The sequence below is a fragment of the Chryseobacterium sp. JM1 genome, from assembly GCF_000737715.1.
In the GTDB taxonomy this organism is placed as follows: domain Bacteria; phylum Bacteroidota; class Bacteroidia; order Flavobacteriales; family Weeksellaceae; genus Chryseobacterium.
Genome location: NZ_JPRN01000007.1, coordinates 91,464 through 115,707, shown reverse-complemented (window position 1 = coordinate 115,707; position 24,244 = coordinate 91,464). Strand labels below are relative to the sequence as shown.

The 24,244-nt window shown below is 39.8% G+C and carries 32 protein-coding genes; 16 read left to right on the top strand and 16 right to left on the bottom strand.

Annotated features, from left to right (window positions below; all coding sequences use genetic code 11):
- The first annotated feature begins 19 nt into the window (after positions 1–19).
- From IW22_RS13640 to arsB, 15 genes are all read left to right on the top strand, one after another.
- Entirely contained in the window at positions 20–496 is a 477-nt protein-coding gene (locus IW22_RS13640; RefSeq protein WP_034727277.1) for a hypothetical protein, read from the top strand.
- On the top strand, positions 493–693 hold the full coding sequence (locus IW22_RS13635; RefSeq protein ID WP_034727275.1) for a hypothetical protein: 201 nt from the start codon (positions 493–495) through the stop codon (positions 691–693). The genes IW22_RS13640 and IW22_RS13635 overlap by 4 nt, the downstream gene beginning before the upstream one ends.
- Positions 694–698: 5 nt before the next feature.
- A complete protein-coding gene (locus IW22_RS13630) occupies positions 699–1,301 on the top strand; it encodes a PRTRC system protein E (RefSeq protein ID WP_034727273.1) in 603 nt (200 codons plus the stop codon).
- A gap of 27 nt (positions 1,302–1,328) precedes the next feature.
- A complete protein-coding gene (locus tag IW22_RS13625) occupies positions 1,329–1,547 on the top strand; it encodes a PRTRC system protein C (RefSeq protein WP_002978317.1) in 219 nt (72 codons plus the stop codon).
- A 17-nt stretch (positions 1,548–1,564) separates the two neighbouring features.
- The gene (locus IW22_RS13620) at positions 1,565–2,731 is read left to right on the top strand and encodes a hypothetical protein (protein WP_034727270.1); all 1,167 of its coding nucleotides are present in this window, start codon (positions 1,565–1,567) and stop codon (positions 2,729–2,731) included.
- Positions 2,728–3,450 carry a PRTRC system protein B gene (locus IW22_RS13615; protein WP_034727267.1) on the top strand — a complete coding sequence of 241 codons (723 nt, stop codon included), beginning with the start codon at positions 2,728–2,730 and terminating at the stop codon, positions 3,448–3,450. Before IW22_RS13620 ends, IW22_RS13615 begins: the two co-directional genes overlap by 4 nt.
- On the top strand, positions 3,450–4,256 hold the full coding sequence (locus IW22_RS13610) for a PRTRC system ThiF family protein (protein WP_034727264.1): 807 nt from the start codon (positions 3,450–3,452) through the stop codon (positions 4,254–4,256). Before IW22_RS13615 ends, IW22_RS13610 begins: the two co-directional genes overlap by 1 nt.
- Before the next feature lie 470 nt (positions 4,257–4,726).
- Positions 4,727–6,262: a SulP family inorganic anion transporter gene (locus IW22_RS13605; protein WP_034727262.1), complete on the top strand. Its 1,536-nt coding sequence runs from the start codon at positions 4,727–4,729 to the stop codon at positions 6,260–6,262.
- 111 nt (positions 6,263–6,373) lie between these two features.
- Positions 6,374–6,703 (top strand): ArsR/SmtB family transcription factor, encoded by a 330-nt coding sequence (locus tag IW22_RS13600; RefSeq protein WP_002978307.1) that lies wholly within the window; start codon positions 6,374–6,376, stop codon positions 6,701–6,703.
- 65 nt (positions 6,704–6,768) lie between these two features.
- A complete protein-coding gene (locus IW22_RS13595; RefSeq protein ID WP_034727258.1) occupies positions 6,769–7,242 on the top strand; it encodes a DUF6428 family protein in 474 nt (157 codons plus the stop codon).
- Positions 7,243–7,254: 12 nt separating this feature from the next.
- On the top strand, positions 7,255–7,686 hold the full coding sequence (locus IW22_RS13590; RefSeq protein WP_034727255.1) for a DoxX family protein: 432 nt from the start codon (positions 7,255–7,257) through the stop codon (positions 7,684–7,686).
- Positions 7,676–8,803, top strand: a complete 1,128-nt coding sequence (gene chrA, locus IW22_RS13585) for a chromate efflux transporter (RefSeq protein WP_034727253.1) — start codon at positions 7,676–7,678, stop codon at positions 8,801–8,803. The genes IW22_RS13590 and chrA overlap by 11 nt, the downstream gene beginning before the upstream one ends.
- Before the next feature lie 43 nt (positions 8,804–8,846).
- Entirely contained in the window at positions 8,847–9,620 is a 774-nt protein-coding gene (locus IW22_RS13580; protein ID WP_034727251.1) for a metallophosphoesterase family protein, read from the top strand.
- A 16-nt stretch (positions 9,621–9,636) separates the two neighbouring features.
- Positions 9,637–10,014, top strand: coding sequence for a glycine cleavage system protein GcvH (gcvH, locus tag IW22_RS13575; protein WP_034727246.1), 378 nt, complete (start codon positions 9,637–9,639; stop codon positions 10,012–10,014).
- Between the two features lie 2 nt (positions 10,015–10,016).
- A complete protein-coding gene (gene arsB / locus IW22_RS13570; protein ID WP_034727244.1) occupies positions 10,017–11,057 on the top strand; it encodes an ACR3 family arsenite efflux transporter in 1,041 nt (346 codons plus the stop codon).
- Between the two features lie 2 nt (positions 11,058–11,059).
- Here the strand turns inward: arsB and nhaA are convergent, their stop codons facing one another.
- Positions 11,060–12,247 (bottom strand): Na+/H+ antiporter NhaA, encoded by a 1,188-nt coding sequence (nhaA, locus tag IW22_RS13565; RefSeq protein WP_034727241.1) that lies wholly within the window; start codon positions 12,245–12,247, stop codon positions 11,060–11,062.
- A 158-nt stretch (positions 12,248–12,405) separates the two neighbouring features.
- The gene (locus IW22_RS13560; RefSeq protein WP_034727237.1) at positions 12,406–12,867 is read right to left on the bottom strand and encodes a response regulator transcription factor; all 462 of its coding nucleotides are present in this window, start codon (positions 12,865–12,867) and stop codon (positions 12,406–12,408) included.
- Positions 12,868–13,174: 307 nt separating this feature from the next.
- Between IW22_RS13560 and IW22_RS13555 the strand changes: the two genes are divergently transcribed.
- Complete coding sequence (locus IW22_RS13555; RefSeq protein WP_034727234.1) at positions 13,175–13,912, top strand: YoaK family protein; 738 nt, start codon at positions 13,175–13,177, stop codon at positions 13,910–13,912.
- Here the strand turns inward: IW22_RS13555 and IW22_RS13550 are convergent.
- The 14 genes from IW22_RS13550 to IW22_RS13485 form a co-directional block, all read right to left on the bottom strand.
- Positions 13,896–14,201 carry a helix-turn-helix domain-containing protein gene (locus tag IW22_RS13550; protein WP_034727231.1) on the bottom strand — a complete coding sequence of 102 codons (306 nt, stop codon included), beginning with the start codon at positions 14,199–14,201 and terminating at the stop codon, positions 13,896–13,898. The genes IW22_RS13555 and IW22_RS13550 overlap by 17 nt on opposite strands.
- Complete coding sequence (locus tag IW22_RS13545) at positions 14,182–14,493, bottom strand: helix-turn-helix domain-containing protein (RefSeq protein ID WP_034727230.1); 312 nt, start codon at positions 14,491–14,493, stop codon at positions 14,182–14,184. The genes IW22_RS13550 and IW22_RS13545 overlap by 20 nt, the downstream gene beginning before the upstream one ends.
- A gap of 174 nt (positions 14,494–14,667) precedes the next feature.
- Positions 14,668–14,955 carry a hypothetical protein gene (locus IW22_RS13540; RefSeq protein WP_034727228.1) on the bottom strand — a complete coding sequence of 96 codons (288 nt, stop codon included), beginning with the start codon at positions 14,953–14,955 and terminating at the stop codon, positions 14,668–14,670.
- Between the two features lie 111 nt (positions 14,956–15,066).
- Complete coding sequence (locus tag IW22_RS13535) at positions 15,067–15,516, bottom strand: DUF3872 domain-containing protein (RefSeq protein ID WP_034727225.1); 450 nt, start codon at positions 15,514–15,516, stop codon at positions 15,067–15,069.
- 12 nt (positions 15,517–15,528) lie between these two features.
- On the bottom strand, positions 15,529–16,089 hold the full coding sequence (locus IW22_RS13530; protein WP_034727223.1) for a conjugal transfer protein TraO: 561 nt from the start codon (positions 16,087–16,089) through the stop codon (positions 15,529–15,531).
- A 21-nt stretch (positions 16,090–16,110) separates the two neighbouring features.
- On the bottom strand, positions 16,111–17,004 hold the full coding sequence (traN, locus tag IW22_RS13525; RefSeq protein ID WP_034727220.1) for a conjugative transposon protein TraN: 894 nt from the start codon (positions 17,002–17,004) through the stop codon (positions 16,111–16,113).
- Positions 17,005–17,028: 24 nt separating this feature from the next.
- Positions 17,029–18,363, bottom strand: coding sequence for a conjugative transposon protein TraM (gene traM, locus IW22_RS13520; protein ID WP_034727217.1), 1,335 nt, complete (start codon positions 18,361–18,363; stop codon positions 17,029–17,031).
- Positions 18,350–18,637 (bottom strand): hypothetical protein, encoded by a 288-nt coding sequence (locus IW22_RS13515; RefSeq protein ID WP_019974903.1) that lies wholly within the window; start codon positions 18,635–18,637, stop codon positions 18,350–18,352. The genes traM and IW22_RS13515 overlap by 14 nt, the downstream gene beginning before the upstream one ends.
- Before the next feature lie 19 nt (positions 18,638–18,656).
- Positions 18,657–19,085, bottom strand: coding sequence for a hypothetical protein (locus tag IW22_RS13510; RefSeq protein WP_019974902.1), 429 nt, complete (start codon positions 19,083–19,085; stop codon positions 18,657–18,659).
- 12 nt (positions 19,086–19,097) lie between these two features.
- Positions 19,098–19,721 (bottom strand): conjugative transposon protein TraK, encoded by a 624-nt coding sequence (gene traK, locus IW22_RS13505; RefSeq protein ID WP_026357463.1) that lies wholly within the window; start codon positions 19,719–19,721, stop codon positions 19,098–19,100.
- 21 nt (positions 19,722–19,742) lie between these two features.
- Positions 19,743–20,738, bottom strand: a complete 996-nt coding sequence (gene traJ / locus IW22_RS13500) for a conjugative transposon protein TraJ (protein WP_034727213.1) — start codon at positions 20,736–20,738, stop codon at positions 19,743–19,745.
- Positions 20,739–20,740: 2 nt separating this feature from the next.
- Positions 20,741–21,373: a DUF4141 domain-containing protein gene (locus IW22_RS13495; RefSeq protein ID WP_019974899.1), complete on the bottom strand. Its 633-nt coding sequence runs from the start codon at positions 21,371–21,373 to the stop codon at positions 20,741–20,743.
- Positions 21,374–21,399: 26 nt separating this feature from the next.
- The gene (locus tag IW22_RS13490; protein ID WP_034727207.1) at positions 21,400–23,904 is read right to left on the bottom strand and encodes a TraG family conjugative transposon ATPase; all 2,505 of its coding nucleotides are present in this window, start codon (positions 23,902–23,904) and stop codon (positions 21,400–21,402) included.
- Positions 23,901–24,233 carry a DUF4133 domain-containing protein gene (locus tag IW22_RS13485; protein ID WP_034727204.1) on the bottom strand — a complete coding sequence of 111 codons (333 nt, stop codon included), beginning with the start codon at positions 24,231–24,233 and terminating at the stop codon, positions 23,901–23,903. Before IW22_RS13485 ends, IW22_RS13490 begins: the two co-directional genes overlap by 4 nt.
- Positions 24,234–24,244 lie beyond the last annotated feature (11 nt).

Below are 24,244 nucleotides of genomic sequence, written 5' to 3'. Positions count from 1 at the left end.
CCTACTAAAAATATTCATTATGGCAAATTGGTGCAGTAACACGGTTGTATTCGAGGGAACTCCCGAAGCAATCACAGCAATACAAGAACTTTTCCAATCAATGAAGGAAAAGGAAGAAAAAACCGAAGAAGGGCAACTACCCGAATTTATGGAAGATACCAACGGTGGGTATTTCTTCAATATCTATTGGAACGAGGGCGATGAAGGGCAATTTCAATATGAAACAAAATGGTCGCCCAATATTGAAATTATTCAAAAGATAGCAGAATACTACCAAGTGGATTTTGTACAGGACTATGAAGAAATGGGAAACCTTGTTTACGGGAGAGCAACTTATCGGGATGGCATACTCAGCGATATATTTTTGGGCGATGATGATTTTGAAGCCTACGAACAGGATGAAGAAACAGACCTCTACCACTTTGAGGGAGAAGAGTACGAAAGTGATTATGAGATATTGGAAACTCTTTTGGAACGCAAAATTGTAACACTATGAAAGTAACGGATTTGAACGGTTACGAAATTGAAGTAACCGACCTAAAAGAAGCTATCCGTATTGCGAAGCGAAATACAGGATATAGCCACGAGGACAAAAGTTTTTCAGACTTCGATAAAAGGCAAAATGCCTATTGGACGGATATACACAAGAAATTGATAGCAATCAAAAAACAATCTTCAACAATTAAAATTTAAGAACGATGAATACAAATTTTTTCAATCAGATACAGCAGTTGGACTTTACAGGAGTTTTACAACTGAACATTTCAAAAGGAATAGAAAGCAACCTAATTGTAACAGTATTGCTTAACAACGAACAATGCGGAGATAGTGCCAAAAACGGTATTCCCCCATTGACATTCAACGCCACACCCCAAGAGTTTGACGAGGGATTTTTTGAGCAGATAACAACACCTATACAAAAGGTATCGGGCTTAATGGTGGATATGGAAAAATTTCAAAAGCAACTTGATGAAGCCAAAGCACAATCGGCAATCGAGAAAGCAAAAACCGAAAAAGAGAAAAAAGAAAAAGAAGCCAAAGACAAGAAGTTTAAAGATGCAATGGCAAAGGCGGATGAGTTGGAAAAAGAGGGCAAATTCCGTGAAGCGTGGATAAAAGTTCCCGATATAACGGAGTTCTCCGAAAAAGCGGACGAGATACGCAAACGCAAAACATCATTGTCCGACAAGTTCGCAACACCGAGCCTTTTCGGAGCAATGGAAGAAGCAACGCCCGAACCGCCAAAGGTGGAAGAACTTACTGCCGATTATCCCATTGATGAAGCGGACGAGGAAGAATAAAAGTGTTAACCCAAAAATTAGAAAGTTATGTTATTAGCAACACAGTTAGAACGAGTTTTCATACTCAAAGATAAAGGACAGGACATCAGGCTGACCGACCCCGAACCACGTTGGAGCGTGGAAGCCGTAATGAATTTTTACGCCAATATGTACCCGATTTTGACAACTGCAAAAGCATCTGCACCACAGATAAAAGATGATGCAGTCGAGTACAAATTTGAGAGCGTAATGGGTACGAAAGGTTAAACCAAAATTTTAAAACGATGAATTATGCAACGCAATATCATATCGGGAATAATCAACATACCCGAACAGAAACGACAACAGCAGTTACACCGACAGTTGGGCGAGTTCGCCAATTGGATGCAAAGACCAAAGGACGCCAACCAAGTGCAGAAAGACAAACAGAAATCCGTACCGATAGCAATGTTGCCAATGCTATTCTAAAATGTACATTTCTGCCTAAATTGAAAACAGCACAATCCGTACAGGCTTGTCAGAAAACGGAGAGGGATTTTTACAAGTCCCTTTCCCGACTTGCCGAGCATTACAGCATTGAGCCAATGCAAACCCAAGATTTTGAGTTTCCCTACAATATAACATTGTCTATGTGGGATATGGAAACTAAATTGAAGCGTACCAATATCAATTGGGATGGTTTCAAATTGATACAGAATAGCGGTAAAACCTATTTTGTGAGTGAGGAACGATACAATACAGGTACAACTTTGTACTATATTCCCATTAAGCCACTGTTTAAAATGCTCAAAGACCCGAAGCGTAAAAAGACCGCACAACTTTTACTGTCGGTATGCAGTTATCTGTACCACATCGTCCTAATTCCCTATTACAGGCAGGAAGAAAGTTATTTGTATTGGCTTTACGAAACGATGAATGATTGGGTGGAACAGGATGAGGAAACGGAAGAAACAGAAACCAACAAACGTGAATTGAGAAAAGCCGAATACATTGGCGATAAGATAGAACAGAAGTTATTCAACCGCATCAATCTAAAGATATTTGAACAGCGTTTGAACCGATTTAAAAGTGTTGATACGTTCGATAAGGAATGTTGGCAAGTGGCTTGTAATGCGTTTGCCCTTTGTACAGAATATCCGAACGCAACTATTTTCAGAAACGCCACATTGCCCGAAAAAGACCTTTATAATGATGATTACGAAAATGAAATAATCGGAATGGAAAAATACATTTCATTTATTGCAGACACTAAAGGTTGGTTATACGAAAACCTTTCAGATACCATCAACAATGAATTTAACGAGTACGGAGCAATGGAAGAACCAACTATTTCCAAGCGGTTTGACGGAAGCGAAATACCAACAACCGACCTTGATTTTGAGAACCGTTTGTTTGATTTATTGAATGATTTGAGTGGATTATTATACGAATACAAAACGATAGAAAAATGAACACAACAACAGATATAACAAACCATTTTGGCAGTATGTACTATCCAAAATCCGCTTTGGTTTTCTATGAAACCAAAGGAACGGAAACCGATGTGTATGTGGAGCATTTTGATATGGATAGCAACGGAACGCCTATCAATGCCCACCCATTGACGGTAAAAGAAGCCAATGTATTGGCAAAAGCTTTAAAGACCGATGAAGAAAAGAACGCAGCTTTTTTAAAGCCAAAAGGAATTTTGCCGACCAATATTCTGCATATCAATCCGAATGCTGAAAAAGGTACTGTGCTTTGGTACACCAAAGCACAGCAACGGAAACTGTATTTTGTGGAAAGTTTGGGCATACCCAACGGAATGGCACAAGTACCGCCAATGCTTTGGTTAGCGAACAAAAACAGTCTTACCGTATTTGCTTTGGCAAATGATAGAAGACCCACCGAGAAAACGCCATTGTATTACGCACCTTTCTTCAATATCTACGAAAAGGGCAATGTATGTATGGGTACGGTAAGTATTGATATTAAAAATTCTGCTTCGGTTGAGGAATTTATGCAAGCGTGGGAACATTATTTTTTCAATTCCTATTTCAGTCATTCATTGAGTGCAAATTTGACAAAAAAGAACATCGTAAGTCTATGGAAAGACCTTATCGGTACGGATAAACCCTTTCCAAAAGAAGTATTAAAAAAGAATAACAAAACCCTTAAAAATCTATTGTGATGAATACGACAAAAACAGCAGTTCATTTTACGGACAACTATTTACTCAATCCTACCAATCCGATTTCGGTAAACCTTATCGGAGGAGGTGGTACAGGCTCAAAAGTATTGACCGCCTTAATGGAAATAAACGAAAGTTTGATAGCATTAGGACACGCAGGGTTGCAAGTCCGCCTTTGGGATGATGATGTTATCACGAGTGCCAATTTGGGCAGACAGCGTTTTGCAGAAAGTGAAATAGGATTATACAAATCCGTTGCTTTAATCAATCGTTGCAACCGTTGGGCAGGTACAAATTGGAAAGCTAAAACAGTAAAATTTGAAAAGGATAAGTTCGGCAGATTGCCCGAAGACGCAAGGGCAATCATTACTATTACGTGCGTGGATAATGTACAGGCGAGGTTTGGCGTTGCTGAAATTCTTAAAGAAATAAGCTATCGCAGATACTATCAAGATGTGCCAAAATATTGGTTGGATTTTGGCAATAGCCAAGATACAGGACAAGTAATACTATCTACTATCGGAGAGATAAAGCAACCCAATTCAGAGAAATACCAAACAGTGGCAAGCCTGCCATTTGTTACTGATGAGTTTGGCGAATTGCTGAAGCAATCCGAACAAGAGGATAACACGCCAAGTTGCTCACTTGCCGAAGCATTGGAACACCAAGATTTGTTTATCAATTCATCATTGACCCAAATGGGTTGTTCTTTGCTATGGAACTTGTTTCGCAGGGGAATGACCGAATACAAAGGATTTTTTCACAATCTGAAAGATTTCCGCACCCACCCGATAAAAGTTGCCTAAAAGCCTAAATCGGCGGGCAAAAATGCAATTCCTCGCTTCGGTCGGAAACGCATTTTTGCGGTTTAAAGCGGATGCAACCCCTTTGTTAAAATGTACCATTTCACAATTACCTTTCCTTACATTTTACCAAACAGGTTGCGAGTTTTTGCGTGGGATATTCATTATCCCATTTGTTGTATTTAGTAACGATTTCTTTTCACATAGCCATCAAAGAAAAGATTCTGTGTTGTAAAACAATTTTTTTTAGTTTTTTTGGTGTTAAATTGTGTACAATAACTATAAATTGTACTTTTGCACCACTCAATGAAAAGAACAGTACAAATATCATCCCAAGTTACTCCGCCTTGATCTTAGGCTAACTGTTATATTTCCCAATTTTAATTTATTGGCTTCTCTGTCGTACCCGAAGGTTTTGCTTTCGTGTACAAACTTTTCTATTTACATTTTTACCACTTTAAACATAAATTTTTATGCAGAAAATTATCAATTTGTTTGATTTCAAACAGAAAATTAATTACAAAAACGAAATTCTTGCGGGTCTTGCGGTGGCTATGACCATGATACCTGAGTCTTTATCCTTTGCTATTCTGGCAGGGCTTTCGCCTTTGACAGGGCTTTATGCAGCTTTTTTAATGGGTATTGTTACTGCAATTTTGGGAGGCAGACCCGGAATGGTTTCTGGGGGAGCCGGAGCAACGGTAGTAGTACTTATCGCATTGGCAGCATCACACGGTGTGGAATATCTATTTGCTGCGGTTATATTAGCAGGTGTACTGCAATTTTCAGTAGGAATTTTTAAACTGGGTAAATTTGTCCGCCTGATCCCACAACCAGTAATGTATGGTTTTTTAAACGGTCTTGCAGTAATCATTTTCATGGCACAGGTAGCTCAATTTAAAGTTGTAGAAAACGGGATAGAAGGTTGGATGCAGGGGCCGGCGCTTTATCTAATGGCTGGACTGACATTACTAACTATAGCCATCGTATTTATATTGCCAAAATTTACAAAGGCAGTTCCTGCATCTTTAGTAGCAATAATAGTTGTCTTTGGTATTGTATATTTTTTCGGCATCGATACTAAAAAAGTAATTGATATCGCCTCTGTAGGAGGTTCTTTACCTTCATTTCATATCCCTGCTATTCCTTTTAGTCTGGAAACATTGGAAATTATTTTCCCTTATGCCTTGGTAATGGCAGGGGTTGGATTGATTGAAAGTCTGTTAACGCTTAATATGGTTGATGAAATAACCAGCACAAAAGGACAATCTAACCGTGAGACTGCGGCGCAAGGTATAGCCAATATCACCAACGGTTTCTTCGGCGGAATGGGTGGATGTGCAATGGTTGCCCAAACTTTAGTGAATATCGGAGCTGGAGGAAGAGCCAGACTTTCTGCAATAGTTGCAGCTATAGCAATTTTATTAATCATTCTGGTTGCAGGTCCTGTAATCGAGCAAATTCCAATGGCGGCATTAGTCGGGGTGATGATGATGGTAGCTATAGGCACATTTGAGTGGGTCAGCTTTCGAATTATTAATAAAATGCCTCGTCACGATATTTTTATTGGTATGTTGGTAGCAGTTATAACCATAGTATTGCACAACTTAGCTTTAGCGGTTTTGATTGGTGTAGTCATTTCGGCTCTAGTATTTGCCTGGGAGAGTGCTAAAAGAATACGTGCAAGAAAATATGTAGATGAAGATGGTGTAAAGCATTACGAAATTTTTGGGCCGCTCTTCTTTGGTTCTACTGCCGCATTTATTGAAAAATTTGACTTACTAAATGACCCGAATGAAGTTGTAATTGATTTTAAGGAAAGTAAAGTAGTTGATATGTCTGCTATTGAAGCTTTAAATAAAATTACGGAGAAGTATCACAAGGAAGGTAAAAAACTACATTTACGTCATTTAAGCCAAGATTGCAGGCAATTACTTAAAAATGCAGAAACAGTTATTGATGTGAATATTATTGAAGATCCTACCTACAAAGTAATGACTAATAAATAGCATCGGAATACCCAAGTTTAATATTACAACTACAGCAATAATTTTTTTTAAAATTATTGCTGTTTAAATTTATTATCGTAATATTGCGATATATTTATTTTTATAAAACTGATGGGTGTCACAAAAACCGAAATTTTTACAGAACAGCAGAACCATTTAGCTAGTATTTTAAAGGCACTGGCTCATCCTGCCCGTATAGCTATACTGCAACATATCATTAAACAAAATGCCTGCATCTGTAATGATCTTGTAGAAGAATTGGGATTGGCACAAGCGACAATTTCACAACACTTGAAAGAGCTGAAAAATATTGGTATCATTAAAGGAAATATAGAAGGAACTAGTGTATGTTACTGTATTAATGAAACAGTCTGGAATGAGATTAAGAAGGAACTCAATAGCTTTTTTGTCGAGAATGTAAATAGTAAAGAATGCTGTTAAGCTTTTTTTAACACCAAATCATCGTAACATTGCAATATAACATTTATTGAGTTAATATCAGAAATATGAAGCTATCAAAAATTAAAGAAATCCTGCCAACATTAGTAAATGTTGGATTTCAATTAGAAAACGGAACCTTAGTTCCAGAACATTTCCACGTTACCGAAGTGGGACAAATTACTAAAAACTTTATAGACTGTGGTGGCGTAATCCGTTCGGAAAAAGTTGTAAACTTCCAATTATGGAATGCAGACGATTTCGAGCACAAATTAAAGCCAGCTAAGCTATTAAACATCATCAAGCTATCCGAAGAAAAATTGGGCATAGAAGATGCGGAAATTGAAGTGGAATACCAAAGCGAAACGATTGGTAAGTATGATTTGGATTTCAACGGAGAGACATTTGTACTGAAAAATAAAACAACAGCTTGTTTGGCTCAAGATGCCTGCGGTATTCCTTCCGAAAAAGTAAAGAAAAATTTGGCGGAACTGCCTGTAAATAATGCTAATGCTTGTACTCCAGGTGGCGGATGTTGTTAAAATTGAATTTTTATGTTTTCAAAAATCATTCATACAGATAATTCAAAGACAACAATCATAATCCGACTGATTGTTGGAGGTGTTTTTTTATCGGAGGGCATTCAAAAATTGCTGTTTCCTGCTTTTCGGGGAGCCGGGCGGTTTGAAAAAATTGGCTTGCCATCTCCTGAATTTCTTGGAAGTTTTGTAGGCATATTTGAAATCCTTTGCGGAGCACTTATTTTGCTCGGGTTGCTTACAAGGTTAGCAAGTATTCCGCTCATCATCATTATGCTTGTTGCCATTGCCACGACCAAAACATCTATTTTGGCTAATGAGGGTATTTGGGAATTGCTGCACGGCAGCCGTACGGATTGGGCGATGCTTTTGGGAAGTATGTTTTTGTTAATCAAAGGTGGAGGTAATTGGTCTATTGATAAAATCGTAATGAGAAATGGAGCGTGATATTCAAATAAAGGAAATTGCCAAGCTCTTTCTCAAGCTCGGTTTTATTGGTTTTGGAGGTCCCGCGGTTCATATTGCTATGATGCAGCAGGAAGTTGTTGTCAAAAAGAAATGGATGAGCGAACAGCATTTTTTGGATTTGTTGGGAGCTACTAATCTCATTCCTGGCCCCAACAGTACAGAAATGGCGATACACATCGGCTATGACAAAGGCGGTTGGAAAGGATTAATCTTTGCAGGGTTATGCTTTATTTTACCTGCGGTTTTCATTACCGGGATATTTGCATGGTTGTATCAGCAATACGGACAATTGCCCGAAGTACAGCCCTTTATTTACGGTATCAAACCTGCAATCATCGCTATTATCATAGGAGCTGTTTTTCCATTAGCAAAGAAATCTGTCAAGTCCACATTCTTGGCGGTTGTAGGTATTCTTGTTTTGGTACTGTCATTATTCGGCATTAGTGAAATCTATTTGATGTTTGGAGCGGGATTGCTGGCAATGGCCTTGTATTACCTTCAGGATACAAAAAATACGCTCCAAAGTTTTATCCCGCTCGCATTCTTACAAATCGCACAAAGCCCCTTACTGTCTGAAACAAATACCAAATTATTTTGGATATTCCTGAAAATTGGTGCTATCCTCTACGGAAGCGGTTATGTTCTTTTCGCCTTTTTAGATACGGAATTAGTTGCAACGGGCTTACTCACCCGGCAGCAATTAATGGATGCTATTGCTGTTGGACAGTTTACCCCAGGTCCTGTTTTTTCTTCAGTTACGTTTATTGGCTATCAAATCAACGGACTATCCGGAGCAGTTATTTCTACGATTGCTATTTTTCTGCCGTCGTTTATTTTAGTAGCATTGCTAAATCCCTTGATGAAAAAAATGCGCCAATCTAAAGGACTGTCCATTTTTCTCGATGCGGTCAATGTGGCATCTGTTGCAATCATAGCCGCTATTTGTCTTACAATTGGCAAAGAAACTATTACTGATTGGCGGACGATATTAATTGCAATGATAAGTGCGATCGTAGTTTTCAAATTCAAAAAAATAAATAGTGCCTTTGTGGTTATTGGAGGAGCATTATTAGGGTATTTATTTAATCTTATCTAAAGTTATCTTAAACAAAATATTTAAACAATAAAAATTAGACAAAATGAAAATAGCATTATTCAGTGATATTCACGCCAATTTACCTGCATTAGAAGCATTTTTTGAAGATGTTGAAAAAAGAAAACCAGACAGTATTTATTGTTTGGGCGATTTGGTGGGCTATAATATTTGGCCAAACGAAGTGGTAAACGAAATCCGTAAAAGGAGAATACCAACCATTGCCGGAAATTACGATTTTGGCATTGGCAGAATGAGCAACGAATGCGGTTGTGCCTACAAAACAGACAGTGAAAAAGATAACGGAAATATTTCTATTTCATTCACAAATTCTTTGATGAAAGATGAAGAAAGAGCGTATTTGCGTACACTTCCAGCCCATATCAAAGTAGAATTTCAACTGAATGAAGATAAATTGAATTTGCTGTTGGTACACGGAAGTCCGAGAAAAATAAACGAATATCTTTTTGAAGACCGTGAGGAAAAAAGTATGCTTCGCATTATGGAGCAAGCCGATGCAGACATTATGTGCTTCGGACACACACACAAACCTTATCACAGAGTTTTAAATTCGGGTATTGACGGTCAAAATCATTTCCGACACGCCATTAATATCGGTTCGGTTGGTAAACCGAAGGACAGCGATGTAAGAGGCGGTTATGTAATGCTTACGATTAATGAAAACAGTTCTGTGTTGGATAAAGATAGTATCAGTGTAGAATTTATACGCTTTGATTATGATATTGAAAGGGCTGCAAAAGCAGTTGAAGAAAGCATTTTACCAAACGAATACGCAGAAAATTTAAGAAGAGGTTACTAATCTAAAATTTATAAAAATGGAATTTCCAACCGATAGAAAGTATTCAAAAGAACATACCTGGATAAGCATACAGGACAACACAGGTACAATAGGCATTACAGAATTTGCGCAAAGTGAATTGGGCGAAATCGTATATGCGGATTTACCAAACGTTGGATATAGTTTTCAGCAGGACGAAGTATTCGGCTCTGTTGAAGCAGTTAAAACGGTCAGTGATTTATTTATGCCTGTTTCGGGTAAAATCACTGAAACGAACGAACTACTTTTGAAAGCACCCACACTCATAAACGACAATCCTTATAAAGACGGTTGGCTGATTAAAATTGAAATAAAAGACATTACAGAATTAGAAGATTTATTGACATCAAACCAATATAAAGAACTTACAAATTAGCCATGCAACCAAAATTAAAATTCTTAGACAGATACCTTACTTTATGGATATTCCTTGCAATGGCAATTGGCGTGGGTTTGGGGCATTTCTTTCCCAATATCTCCAATGTAACCAACAGCTTATCTGTTGGTACTACCAATATTCCATTGGCAATAGGATTGATATTGATGATGTATCCCCCCTTGGCAAAGGTTGATTATTCCTTATTGCCCAAGGCATTTAGAGATAAAAAAGTAATTGGCATATCCTTATTGCTCAATTGGGTAATCGGCACGGTATTGATGTTTGGATTAGCGGTTTTGTTTTTACGTCACGAACCCGATTATATGACAGGCTTAATTCTTATAGGTTTGGCAAGATGTATTGCCATGGTCATCGTCTGGAGTGACTTAGCTAAAGCAAACAGAGAATATACAGCTATGTTAGTTGCATTAAATAGCATCTTCCAGATATTTACTTACAGCTTTTTAGTTTGGTTATTCATCAACGTATTACCTGCAAAATTAGGATTAGCCAATTTCAATGTAAGCGTATCCATGAAAGATGTTACCGAAAGCGTATTGATATATTTAGGTATTCCATTCCTGGCAGGTTTTTTAAGCCGTTACTTCCTTGTAAAATCAAAAGGTATAGAATGGTATAACCGAAAATTCGTCCCCGCAATATCGCCAATTACCTTATACGCTTTATTGTTTACGATAGTATTAATGTTCAGCTTGAAAGGCGATAAAATACTGGAATTACCAATGGATGTAGTAAAAGTAGCCATACCGCTAATCATCTATTTTGTGTTGATGTTTTTCGTGAGCTTCTTTATCAATAAATCTCTTAAAGTTCCTTACGACAAAAACGCATCCATCGCATTTACAGCCACAGGAAACAATTTTGAATTGGCAATAGCCGTAGCAATATCGATTTTCGGCATTCATTCGCCACAGGCATTTGTGGGTGTTATCGGCCCACTGGTAGAAGTTCCTGTACTCATATTATTGGTAAGGGCAAGTTTATGGTTAAAGGAGAAATATTATAGTAAAAAAGACTGAATTTAAATTTCAGTCTTTTTACCCTTTCTTCTACTTGATAAATTCAAAATTACATATCCTAAGATACCCGCAATGAGTGATGTTATTAAAACAGATAGCTTGGCCTCTTCAATGAAAACCTGATTGTCAAATGAAAGCATAGATATAAATATGGACATTGTAAAACCTATTCCAGCTAATAATCCTAAGCCAATAATGTGAATAAGGTTACTGTTTGCAGGAAGTTGACCTATCCCTAACTTAGAACATATCAAAGAGGTTGCAACAATGCCAATGGGCTTACCAAAAATTAATCCCAGTGAAATACCTAAACCTAACGGGGAAGTCAGTCCTTCTATCATTTCCTGATGAATTGTAATATTTGTATTGGCGAATGCAAAAATGGGAATAATTAGAAAATTTACCGGTTTTACAAGTGCATGTTCTAGTTTCTCTAACGGAGATTCAACTTCTGTATCATTGGTTGGCAAGGTCATAGCTACCAGTACACCTGCTATAGTGGCATGAATGCCAGAATGATGCACAAAATACCATATAAAGACTCCTGGTATTAGATATAGATAGGGATTTTTAACATTAAAACGGTTCATCAAAATCAGTACTAGCATTCCAATTCCGGCATAGCCTAGATAGCCTAACTCAATTCCGGATGAATAGAAAATTGCAATGACTAAAATTGCAATCAAGTCATCCACAATCGCTAAAGCCGCTAAAAATATTTTTAAACTGGTTGGTACTCTTTTGTCTAACAGCGAAATTACGGCCAATGCAAAAGCAATATCCGTAGCCATAGGAATACCCCAGCCGGAAGCTGTTTCACTACCGGAATTAAAACTTACATAAATCAATGCGGGTATTACTGCTCCACCGATAGCAGCAAGGATAGGCAAAATAGCTTTCTTGGGAGAAGAAAGTTCTCCTTCAACAATTTCTCTTTTAATTTCCAGACCTACCAACAGAAAAAAGATTGCCATCAATCCGTCATTGATCCACATACTTACGGAATAATTGAGGTGTATGGCTTCATTTTCATAACCCAGTTTTGTATCCAATAAATTTTGTAATGGGAGAGCAAGTGATGTATTTGCTACTATCAATGAAATCACTACGCATAAAAAAAGGAGAAAACCTCCAAAATTGCTTGATTGTACAAAGTCTTTAAAAACCTTTAGATTGATTTTTTTCGGCATATTTATCTGTAAAAATTAAATATCGCAATATACCAATAATGTTGCGAATGAGCTAGCAAAAGGGATAATTACTGCTTAAATTACAGAATAAATCTTTTCCTATTATGAAGAATATGGCTGAAATAAAACTTATTAATAAGTTAGTAGAATGAATTACTTTATTCACTATGAAAATCATTATTAAAATATTCCTGTGCAATATTTGCTACTCCCACACTAAAATATCTTCCGCCATTGATAACAACTTCAATGGCTTTCTTGAAATCGTCTGCATCGCTACCAATGAGCAAATAACCTGTAAAACCAATTTCAAAAAGAGGTTTTACGACTTTTTCAGCATCAATATCACTATGAGCAATAAGCTTTATTGTTGGATATTCTGTCCTTAATTCTTGAATCTGTGCCAGCACATTCCTGTCGTAAAAATCAAGGTCAATAATACTAACATTGGGAGGTTCATTTAATTCTGATAATTGCGATAGTCCATCTTCAATGCTTTCCGAACGAAATAAGACTTCAGTTCCTGAAGCGACAAGGTCTTGGCAGATACCATCTAAAATAGGGCTTTTGTCGTTGATAAATGCGAGAGTGATTTTTTGTTGTGCTGTACCAGTTTCCATAATATTGTCAGATTTTGAGTTAATGGAGTTTCCTGCACAAAAAGAAAGCGCAGGCAACTACACTTACCGCACATTGAGGTACTGGTATACCCGACAACGAATAAGCGAGCGCCCACGCCTATGGCATGAGCGTTCTTCCTTATTGTCCCGTTGTCTAAAAATTACCAGTTTTCAATGTGGGACTTAAAGCAAAAACACTTTAAGTATTTCTATATTTAATAAAGCAAATGTACGAATGTTACAGATTATATACAATTATGAACAAGGGGCAACAGCAATTTTGTAAATTTACAACAAAAGGAAGCAAATGTTTAGACATAAAGGCAAAGGTCGTACTTATACGCACAACCTAAAATTAGCCTCAATATTATCCGGTGTAGCAGGTGTCGTAAACATTACCGGTGTTTTAGAATTACATACGCTAACTACTAATGTAACAGGTCATTTTGCTTTTTTTTCTGAGGAACTTGTTTTAAGAAATTACAGAATGGCTTTTGCATATTTATTTTACATTTTGTTTTTTCTGTTTGGAGCGTTTGTTTCAAGTCTTCTTATGGAGTGGGTTTCAAAATACAAACCACAAACACCTTATATTATACCCATATTCCTTGAAATAATCATATTATTGGCGGTGAGTTTTTCAGCATTTTTACTACCGAATGAATATGCCAGGTTTTCAATTCTATTATCGTCAGCTCTACTTTTTTCTATGGGATTACAGAATGCATTGGTAACGAGGGTATCCCAATCGGTGGTAAGAACTACCCACCTAACGGGTTTGTTCACGGATCTGGGAATAGAACTGTCACAGCTGTTCTTTTACAGAGATCGGCCAGAACGGATACAGTTGAATAAAAGTATATTCTTAAAGCTGGCAATCATCTGTTGTTTCTTTTTGGGTTGTATAATAGGTGGCTTTACTTATTCATATCTTGAATTAAGAACTCTTTTGCTTCCGGTAGGATTGTTAATTTTCGCTTTATGGTATGACCGGTTATTGTTTCGGTACTATTATCTGAAAAGAAAGTTCAGAAACCATCATTGACCGTATTCTTCCCGGTATAGTTCTCTTCCAGTATCCTTACCAGATCTGTTTCATTATAGATTATCTTACCCCCAATTTGTATAAATGGCAGGATATTATCATCACGATATTGCTGTAAAGTCCTTTTGCTGATATGGAGTAGCCTACACACATCTTCGCCCGACAAGTAGATTTCTCCATTCATTACAGGACGATAGTTTTTCAATATTTCTTCAATACGGTTTCTCAACAGCATTATCATTTGCTGTTGTTCGATTACTTCTTCAGCTTCATTCGTCAGTAAATCCATTGTATTTGATATTATACGGTTGTCCGACTCCGAGTAAAGCCTGTACATCCGAGAGTTTGTAATAATTCTTGCGGTTCAGTTTGGAATAAGGCAACAATCCTTTGTCTTTATAGGTCTGCAATGTCCGTTTGGTAATACCCATCATCAGGCACACTTCCTGGTTATCCAGCCACTTTTCTTTGTTGAAAATCGGTACATATTTCCGAGTGGCATTTTCGGTCAATTCCAAAAGTGCTTTCAGTTCCATTTTCATCCCGTCCAATACGGACTTTTGTATTGCGATAACTTCCATTTTTTGCTCATTTTTTCTGTGGAAGTCGAAGATATTAAGGGGTGTTACAGGGTTGGAAAATGTAGTATTGATTGGCGTTGAAAGGTAGTGTTTGGCGTTTTACGTTTGCTACAAACGAAAAATCGGATAACCTTTTGGGCTATCCGATTTATTCAAAATATTGTTAGAAAAAAGTCAGTGTTGAGCAGGTTGCTCTGTCTTTACTTCCTGTTTTTCCTTATCCTTTTTCATTTGGCTGTAAGTCCATATACAGACAATACCGACAACAATTAAAGCATAGGCAATCCATTTGCCGATACGTTCTATAAAACGGGTAAATACAGATGCTTCAAAACTCGAAAATCCCTCTGCACCCATACCATTACGCCTGTAAAATTTCCTGCGGTTTATCCAATAAATAAGCACTATCGCAATAACGATAACAATAATACCAAACACCAATTGAGCCGTAACTGTATCCATACCCGTTAAGATTATAATTCAAGTAAATTTAAACAAAAAACAACGTACACCGAAAGCTGAAAAGCAAAAAACCGACCTGTAACAGTCGGTTTTGCTTTTATATAAGTAGCATTAATCACTACTGTTGAACTGAAAGCTCAACTGCTTTTCGTTACCGAAGTTATCCGAAATCCAAACCTCAAAGGATTGTGATACGGTAGATGACGAAGTGTAATACAACCGGAACTGCTCCGTTGGCAACGAATACAAATCGTTTGGCAAATACGGTGGTTCGTCATAATACCGCAATGTGCCTTGACCGTCAAATTGGAAGTAGCGGAGAAAATATTGCGTGTTGCTGTAATTGCCTGTTCGCTGTATGGTAATCCGTATCTCTACGGTCTGCCCACTGGCAACATCTTTGGGTACAGGCATTACTTTGACCTCAAAAGGGAAATCGTTCTGTATTTCGAGTTCATCGTCTTTGCTACAAGATACCAACGTAACCGAAGCTGTGAGGATTGCCAAGAGTACATATATTGAGCTTAATCCTATCCTGAATTTATTGAATATTGCTATCATTGTTTTTACGTTTTAAAAATTAAACCTTAATCCCACGCCTGCGGACGGTCGGAACTGTTCCAAGTCTGTACCCCACAAAACCTTTGTACGCCCTTGCAGGACTAACACAAAACGGTCGGACAGGTACGTTTCAAATGTGAGCCGTCCACCAGCTCCGTAGATAAAATTATCCTCGCTCAAAATTTTTGCTCCATCATACAACATTGCTTCGCCACGGTTGATACTTTCGTAACCGACTACACCTGTTATTCCGAAGTTCAGCGTGATGTTCTTACGGGCATCGCCCAAGAGGAAGAAGCTGTAACCGCCCTCTGCGGTATAAGTTTCCTGCGGTATGCGGAGGTCTTTATAATCGTGGTATTGATGAGTGTATTCCAACGCCCAAAGCTGATAGTTACCATTTTTGCCGTTTACGGTCATTGCTACATTGATATAATAATCGTTACCGATTTTATCATCGGACAGCACACCCGTACTCACTTCCAATCCTTTCTGTTTAGGTAACATTCTTTGTGCCTGTGTGACCGTGATGGCCATAAAGATGAGCATCACGGTATAGATATACTTTTTCATATTATTTACTTTAAAAGGTTATTAAAATTTCAGGTGCATATCGTTAATCAAACGAGCTTTGATTAAGTCGGAATTTTCTATCTGGAGCGTTTGATGCCTGCCTCCGTTTTTCTCGAAAATCTCAATCAGCAGTACCTTGTCATCGGCAATGGTAAATTGGTCTAACAGGAAGACGTTTTGTTCGATTGTTTTTCCAGCAATGTCGTCCAGTGGCTTGTAAGTCCTAAGCGGTATCATCGGGCGTTCCTGCACTACGGTACGTTTGGCTACCTTTTTATCCACTACCTTGAAATTCATAAAATCAATCTGAAATGGCACATTGGTACGGTTTCTCAATTCCGTATGGAAATAGTATTTGCCGTTGTGTATGTAAATGCCTTTGAGGATAAACTGAATACCGAAGCTCTTAGCCCCGATATGCTTTACAATACGTTTGTCTTTCTTGTAAATCGTTTCCAACAGCAAGCCTGCCAATGACGGAGAATTGTTGCCCAATTCTTCAAAAAGCACATCGTTACCATTGGCTTTATCTACTGCCTTTTGCATCGTGAGCAGGTCATAGCTCATTGCCTCCGGATAGGAACTATAATACACATTGAAGCTGTAAAAACGTCCGTCATTCGTAATGACTGAAAAATTGGTTTCTGGTTCAAAATCCCTTACCGTTGCTTTTACACGCAACACGTTTTCTGCATCTTCTGCTTTTCCTGCAATCAGATATTCGCTGCCTAAATCCACGTAACGGATAGCGGTCGGAAAAATCAGGTGTGAAGTCTTATCATAGGTAACTTCCATTCTATACGGTTGTATCTTGCCCAATGCAAGTTTAGTTCTTGCACTATCCTGTGCGTAAGACTGTACGGCAAAGCCGAGTATCAGGGCAAATGCCCAAAAGGTTTTTAAATGATTTTTCATTGTTTAAATTATTTGAGTTCAATATTATTTTTTAGATACAAGGAAGACCTGATGCCCCGCTTTTAGCGTAACCTTTGGGGTTCTTACCTTTTTGGCGAAATAGCCCGAAACACCCTGTACCACGCCACGGCTTAAATCAGCAGCAACCTGTTGTCCTGCATTCTGCGTGAGCATTATGCTTGTTCCCGAAGTCTGGCTCATATTGCCCGCCATTTCGGTAAGGGCGTTCATTTCGGGCGAATACGGAACGTACAAGCCTTGCTGTCCGTCCAAATCGTAAATGGTTATATCCACCGGAATGATGTTGCCCTCTAATTCTACGGAGGTAATTTTTAGCTGTAATCGACCTCCCTGAAATTTAGCGTTAGCTGTTACAATCGTTCCTTTTGGAATGGTACGTTGAGGCGTTTGGGCTGGCTCTAACAATCGCAATCGTACCCCTGTTTCGCCGATAACCGTTTGTGCATCGTGTACACAGGCTTTGATACTGTTTTTCGGTTGTGCCGTTTGCTCAATAGAACCTGCGGTATAAAAGCCCCGGTTTCTTGTTTCGCTCCAATCGGCTAAAAAGGCACTGTCCGTAGGCTCACGATACAAAGCGGAAACGGTGTTCTTTCTTGTAGGTGTGAATGCCACAAAATGCTCCTTTTGAGTTGAACCTGCGGTAGCCGTACCTGCATCCTTAGCAGGTGGGGCTTCTGTCGAATTTGTACCTGTTGGCAGATACTTTGCCGCCATCTGGTAGGATTTCTCCATTAGGGCAAGCTGGTCATCAACGGTTACAGATTTAGGTACATCTTTCTCGGCTAATTGTTCTTTTAGTTCGTCCAATTGCCTGCGGAGTTCTGTTGTTTCAGAGTTGTTATCCTGATAAAATGAACCCAATGTGCTTTGTGCATTGCGGTAACTGCTCAATGCAGGATTGCCGTTTCTTCCCGAACCTCTGCCAACGCCATAGCTGCTGTTTTCGTCTTCTTCGGGAAATTCATCATTAGGCTCTTTTTTGTCTTCAGTATTCCAATAGTCAGAAAGCGTGGTAAGTGCATTGCGTTTTTCTTGCTCTTTGCGTTCCAGCATTTCCAACTCGTAAGCCTTGCCTTTGTCGGCAGGCATTCCTGCTCCGGTAGCCTCCGGTACTGCATCGTTCAGCCCAATGTTCTCAATTTCCTTTTTGTCTGCGGATGGTTTAAATATGAGGTACATACAACCTACGAAGACAATTCCCATTAAGCCAAAGATGAGTGGCTTTTTGAGCTTTTCGGCTTTGTTCTGTGTACCGTCTTGCAGTCCATCAGTGGTTGCTGCCGGGCTACCCTCGGTTACCCGAACAACCGACTTTTTGTTCTCATTTTCTTTCATAAATCTTGTTTTTTAGAATTGTTGATAATGTGTCCTGCAATCTTGCAGGACTTTCACTTTTTTTGAGGACAGGGTTTTCGATATGCTCGATGACCATATCGTTACCCGACTTTGAGGTATCGTACCATACTTTGCAAATGACACCTGCCGTAAGCAGTAGATACCCCACAAAAAAGTAAAGTGTGTATTGGTGCTGTTTCCGCAAGGGCAATGCCCGCCAGCGTTCGTCCAGCTTGTCAAAGTACCTGTCCATATTTGCTCTTAGTTTTTTCATAACCTTACTATTTCTGTTGTTATAGCTTGAAACGCTTAGGACTTTGACCTGCCTTTTGCTTCGGTTCTTCATTGACCAAAGCGACTGCCTCAACCGCTTTGGGTGCGGATATGACTGACAGGTTTGTCAGTTCCGATTTTTTCAGCAGTTGCCCAAATTGGTCTTTCCTTGCAACCTCCATTCTGTTAAGCGAGAATTTGCCGTTCAGGTATTTTACCCACATACTGCATTCTACACTTGGCTTGTCTTCGCCCGACCATTGCAGGTAGCCCGTCAGCAACAAGTCCTGTTTAGGCAAACTATCTGTACCTTTTTGGCAGTTTTCGAGGTATTCGCCGATACTTTCCTTCAACTTTCCAGCATACGCTCCCTGCGTATGGAAATAGCCGTTATATCCTTTATCGGTAAGGATTTTTGCAAACGTGTTTAAATCTGATAATGCTTCCATAAGATTGTTTTTTTAGCGTTCGATAACTTCTATATCCCTGTTTTCTATCACTGCAAACTTTTCGATGTTGAAGCCTTGCGGGTTGTTGTCCGAACGGACAGAGTTCACGAGATAGCAGGAAGTAATCAGGTTACGCCTGGTCACGTTGCTCGAACGGATAATGAATTGTTTGGCGTAGGTACGCACCGCATAAGGATAGGTGTCGAAATTGCACACGACACTATCCACCTCAATGCGTTGCTGTACATTCCCCGAAATAATCCTGCTGTAATAGCCCTTTTCCGACAGGTCTTTGTAATAATCAAAAGCTGATTTATCGGCAAGGTTGAATGCCCTGCTCATATTGCTTTCGATAGCGTTCTTGTCGGGAGCAAGCGTAAAAAAGAGTTCGTGAAAACGCCTGACGTGTTCCCTTGCTTCCACAGGTCGGTTGATACTTGCATCTTGCGATAAGGCAAGCATCAACGATTTTCCATTATCCAGCACATAGATTTTTTGGCGTTGTTCGTCTGCAAAGCTGTAAGATTTCCAAAGTGAAAATCCTACCACGCTTAGGCAGAGAACGGCAAATACAATGGCATACAGCCGTATTTGCCTAAAACTGTTTTCGATATTTCTTAATGTTTTAAATTCCATTTTTAAATGATTTGATTGTTTTTATTTCCCCATTAACTTGCCACCGATATTTCCAACTGCCGAACCTGTTCCTGCTCCGGCGATATTTCCGGTTTTCATTGCGGCTTGGTTTACGTTACGGGTAAAGTTCCCTGCACCGCCTGCCTGAATAATCCAGCCTGTTACCGTTGGGATAGTGAAGTAGCCCACGATACCGATTATCATAAAGATGATGTACACGGTATTTGAGGTATCAGGAATGTAAGTCGGGTCGGCAAGCATTGCTATATCCTTTTCGATAATGAGGGATTGTATTTTGGCAAGCATAGAGCTGAACAGGTCTGCCACAGGCAACCACAGGTAAACGCTGACGTATCGGGTCAGCCATTGCGTGAGCGTGGACTGAAAACCGTCCCACACGCTTATCGCAAAGGCTATCGGACCGAGTATGGACAGGACAATGAGAAAGAACGTCCTTATGGTATCAATAACCAAAGCTGCCGCCTGAAACAGTACCTCTAACAGATTGCGAAACCAATTCTTAATAGCTTGTTCGGTTTGGTAGGCAAACCTATCCATATACATTCCCGACATCGTAATCAAATCGCCGGGCGACCAGCCCAATTCTTCGAGCTTTTTATCAAATTCCTCATTTGATACGAGATAGGCTGTTTCAGGATTTCGTAGCATAGCTTCCCGTTCGAGCAGGTCTTTTTTCGCCTGCAAATCGTTGAGGTCAAGCACCTGATTTTCGAGGATTGTGTGAGTACCCTGTACCACCGGACTTAACACGGCATTGATTGTTCCCAATACGATAGTTGGGAAAAACATAATGCAAAGCCCCAAAGCGAAAGGACGGAGCAAAGGGTACATATCAATGGGTTCAGCCCTGCTCAAAGCCTGCCATACTTTTATGGCAACATAGAACAAAGCCCCCAATCCGGCTATCCCTTTAGCCACTGCCGCCATATCGGCGGACAGTGGGAGCATCTCATCATATAATGAGCGTAGGACTTCGTGAAGATTTTGAAATTCCATAACTACCAGTATTTTTGGTTAGGAGTTCCATAGAGGTCAAGCACTCTTTTGGTATTGTTCTGCTTTTTTGCTCTTAGAATACTTACAGAGATATTCTTATTGGTATAGTAGCGTACCAAGCTGTGGTATTCCTTTACTTCTTTGTACACTCTATCAATAATATCCATACGCTCTTTGTCGTTCAGCGAAAGGCTTGATGAGGTTACAATCTGTTTGAGTTCTTTCAGCAGTTCGGTACTTTCATTCAGCAATGCCGAATAACCATTGCTGATAGCTGCCAATTCCTGTGCAGAAAAATTCGGGTCGTTCATCATCTTACCGAAGTTGGTAACATACATTTCGGATACGTCACCGACAAGCAATACAGTCTGCTGTACCTTACGTGCATCTTTTACAAGATTATTTACAGCTTGTAGCTTGTCGTAATACTCCTTACCCTGTTTATACACCTTTTCCACTTCCTTGAAATTTTTAATTACATTGGATACCGTGGAAGAAGTCTGTACGATTTCATTCGCACTGTTGAGAATACCTGATGCCAGATTTGTGGGGTCGGTTACTACCCATTGTGCTTTTGCGGACGGTGCTACGGCGAGCATTAGTGCCGTACACACCATAAAAAGGAACTTTTTCATTTTTATGAATTTTAAAATGTTAATGACTATTGATTTGCTTTGTCACGCCTTTGCATTGCGATATGCTTAATGGCGAGTTCTACGTTACCGTCCAATTCGGAAGCTAATTGCATTACCTCCATTTTTTCGGTTTCTTCTGTCGTGTATGCGAGGTATTCCTCCAAACTAACTTCGGTGGCATAGACTGCCGAGTTCGTACCACCTAAGCCAATCCAAACCTCTTTGTACAGTCGGCTTGCATCGTTGTTCATATTGATAGAAAGTACCTGACCTTTTTCCTTATCTGTAAGCCCCAACATTGCCTGTATGTCATCGAATTTATTCATATACTTACGCTGGTCTAAGAGGATTTTACAGTCGGAATTGTTGATGATACTTTCTTTTACAATGGGCGACTGGATAATATCATCTACCTCTTGCGTAACGACAATCGCCTCTCCGAAGAATTTGCGGACGGTTTTAAATAAATATTTTATATACTCCGCCATTCCTTCTTTGGCAATCGCTTTCCACGCTTCTTCAATCAGGATGAGTTTTCGGATACCTTTCAGCCTCCGCATCTTGTTGATAAAAACTTCCATAATGATAATTGTGACTATGGGAAAGAGGATTTTGTGGTCTTTAATCGCATCAATTTCAAACACGATAAAGCGTTTGGAAAGCAGGTCTAACTGCTTATCGGAGTTCAACAGATAATCGTACTCTCCACCTTTATAGTAGGGTTCGAGAACGTTTAAAAAATTTGCTATGTCAAAGTCTTTTTCCCTTACCTGTTTTTCTTCGAGTACCTTGCGGTAATCGCCCCGTACATACTCATAGAAACCGTTAAATGATGGGTAAACATCGTCCGTTTTGATACGTTCGATATAGCCGCTTACGGCATTGGAAAGAGCAACCTCTTCAGAACGGGTTGGCGGTTCATCATCACGTTTCCAGAGTGTCAGTATTAAAGTCTTGACACTTTCACGCTTCTCAATGTCGAACACGCCATCATCGGTATAGAAAGGGTTAAAGGCAATGGGATTGTCTTCGGTGTATGTAAAATACACGCCGTCTTCGCCTTTGGTCTTTCCTTTGATGAGTTCGCATAAGCCCTGATAACTATTCCCTGTATCCACCAACAGGACGTGAGCACCCTGTTCGTAGTATTGCCTTACCATATGATTTGTGAAGAACGATTTTCCCGAACCCGATGGCCCCAAAATGAATTTGTTGCGGTTCGTGATAATCCCACGCTTCATTGGCAAATCCGATATATCCAAATGGATAGGCTTTCCGGTCAGGCGGTCAGCCATTTTGATACCGAACGGAGAGGGCGAATTGTGGTAGTTGGTTTCTTCCGTGAAGAAGCACAAAGCAGGCTCAATGAATGTGTAAAAACTTTCCTCGCTCGGAAAATCGCCTGCATTGCCCGGCATTCCAGCCCAAAACAAAGTGGCTACGTCCGTAGTGTTGTGGCGAGGCTTACACTCCATCAATGCCAATGCACTACCGCAATCGTTCTTTAACTGTTTCAGCTCCGCAGGGTCTTCCGACCACGCCATAATGTTGAAGTGTGCCCTTATGGAAGAAAGACCGAACGAATGTGCTTCGTTCAGGTATTTTTCTATCCACTCTTTGTTGATTTGGTTTGCCCTGCTATACCTTGCCAAAGAGTGCATATTCCTTGCAGACTTTTCAAACTTTTGCAGGTTGTCTTCGCTGTTATCCAAAAACAAATATTGGTTGTAGATATGGTTACAGCTAAGGAGTAATCCCACAGGAGCAGCGAACGACAAACGGCAGTCGCTCCGGTCGGTGGATAGCTTTTCAAAACGGGTATCAGCCGATACCGTTCCGGGCAAATCGTCTGTATCGGACAAGGTGTGCAGGCTCAACCTTTTGTTTCCGATACGGACTTCTTCCGTTCCGAGTGCGATGTCCTGCATCGGTGTTCCGCTTTCCCTTGACAGGGTTAGGTACTGTTCCAACAATCCCTGCTTTTCGTCCGTTCCGATGATTTCATCTTCGGTAAGGCGTTGCAGGGTTATGAAACCGCTATCGTTCACGATACGCTCAAACTGTGCCACGGCTTCCATAAAGCGGTGTATCGTTTCCTTGTTCCTGATTTCCTTTGGTATGAGCGTACCTTTGCAAAGCGAACTGAAGTTGCTTTGCATACGCATTCTTTCCTTAGTGGTCTTGGTCAGGAACAGGTAACAATAATGGTTCAGAAATGGTCGCTCATTAAAATGGCGTTGGTAGGATTTAGCCAAAAAACTTTGGTCTTCCTTTGCCAAATCGGGAGCATAGCTTTCTTTGATGTACCAATCCTGTTTGTGGATGACCGTAAAATCCGGCAAGGTCTTGATAGCCTTATGCCAGGCGGAGTGAATAGCTTCGTATTCCGCCGATGCTACCGTAAACAGTTCCGGCAAACGAACCTCAAAGCAGGCGGTAATGTCCGCATCTTTGGAAAGGATGCAGTTGTTTTCTACTGCCAACAAAGGAAATTTGTTTTCCAGCGTTGTTGTCTTTGCAACGTTTCTCATAGGGCATTCGATTTAGGAGTGAATTTTAAATAGCGGTGTACAGGCTTGCGACAAATGATGTATCGGGGATGTCTTTTTCCTGCCCCGATTTTCATTAGCCCGTGCTCGCCATATTTCCTGTTCAGTGAAAAGGTCTGCCATACAATCAGCGAAGCACCACCAGCACCGAGAAACAGGCAGATGTAAGAGTTTATTCCTGCCATATACAGTATCATCACGAAGATGAGCGTGCCGAGCAGCCCACCTGCGAAAATGAACAGGTATTGTGCTTTCAGACCCTTAAATTCCACCGTTCTTCCTATGCCTTTGTTTATGTTGTAATTGTTCATAAACTAGAGGA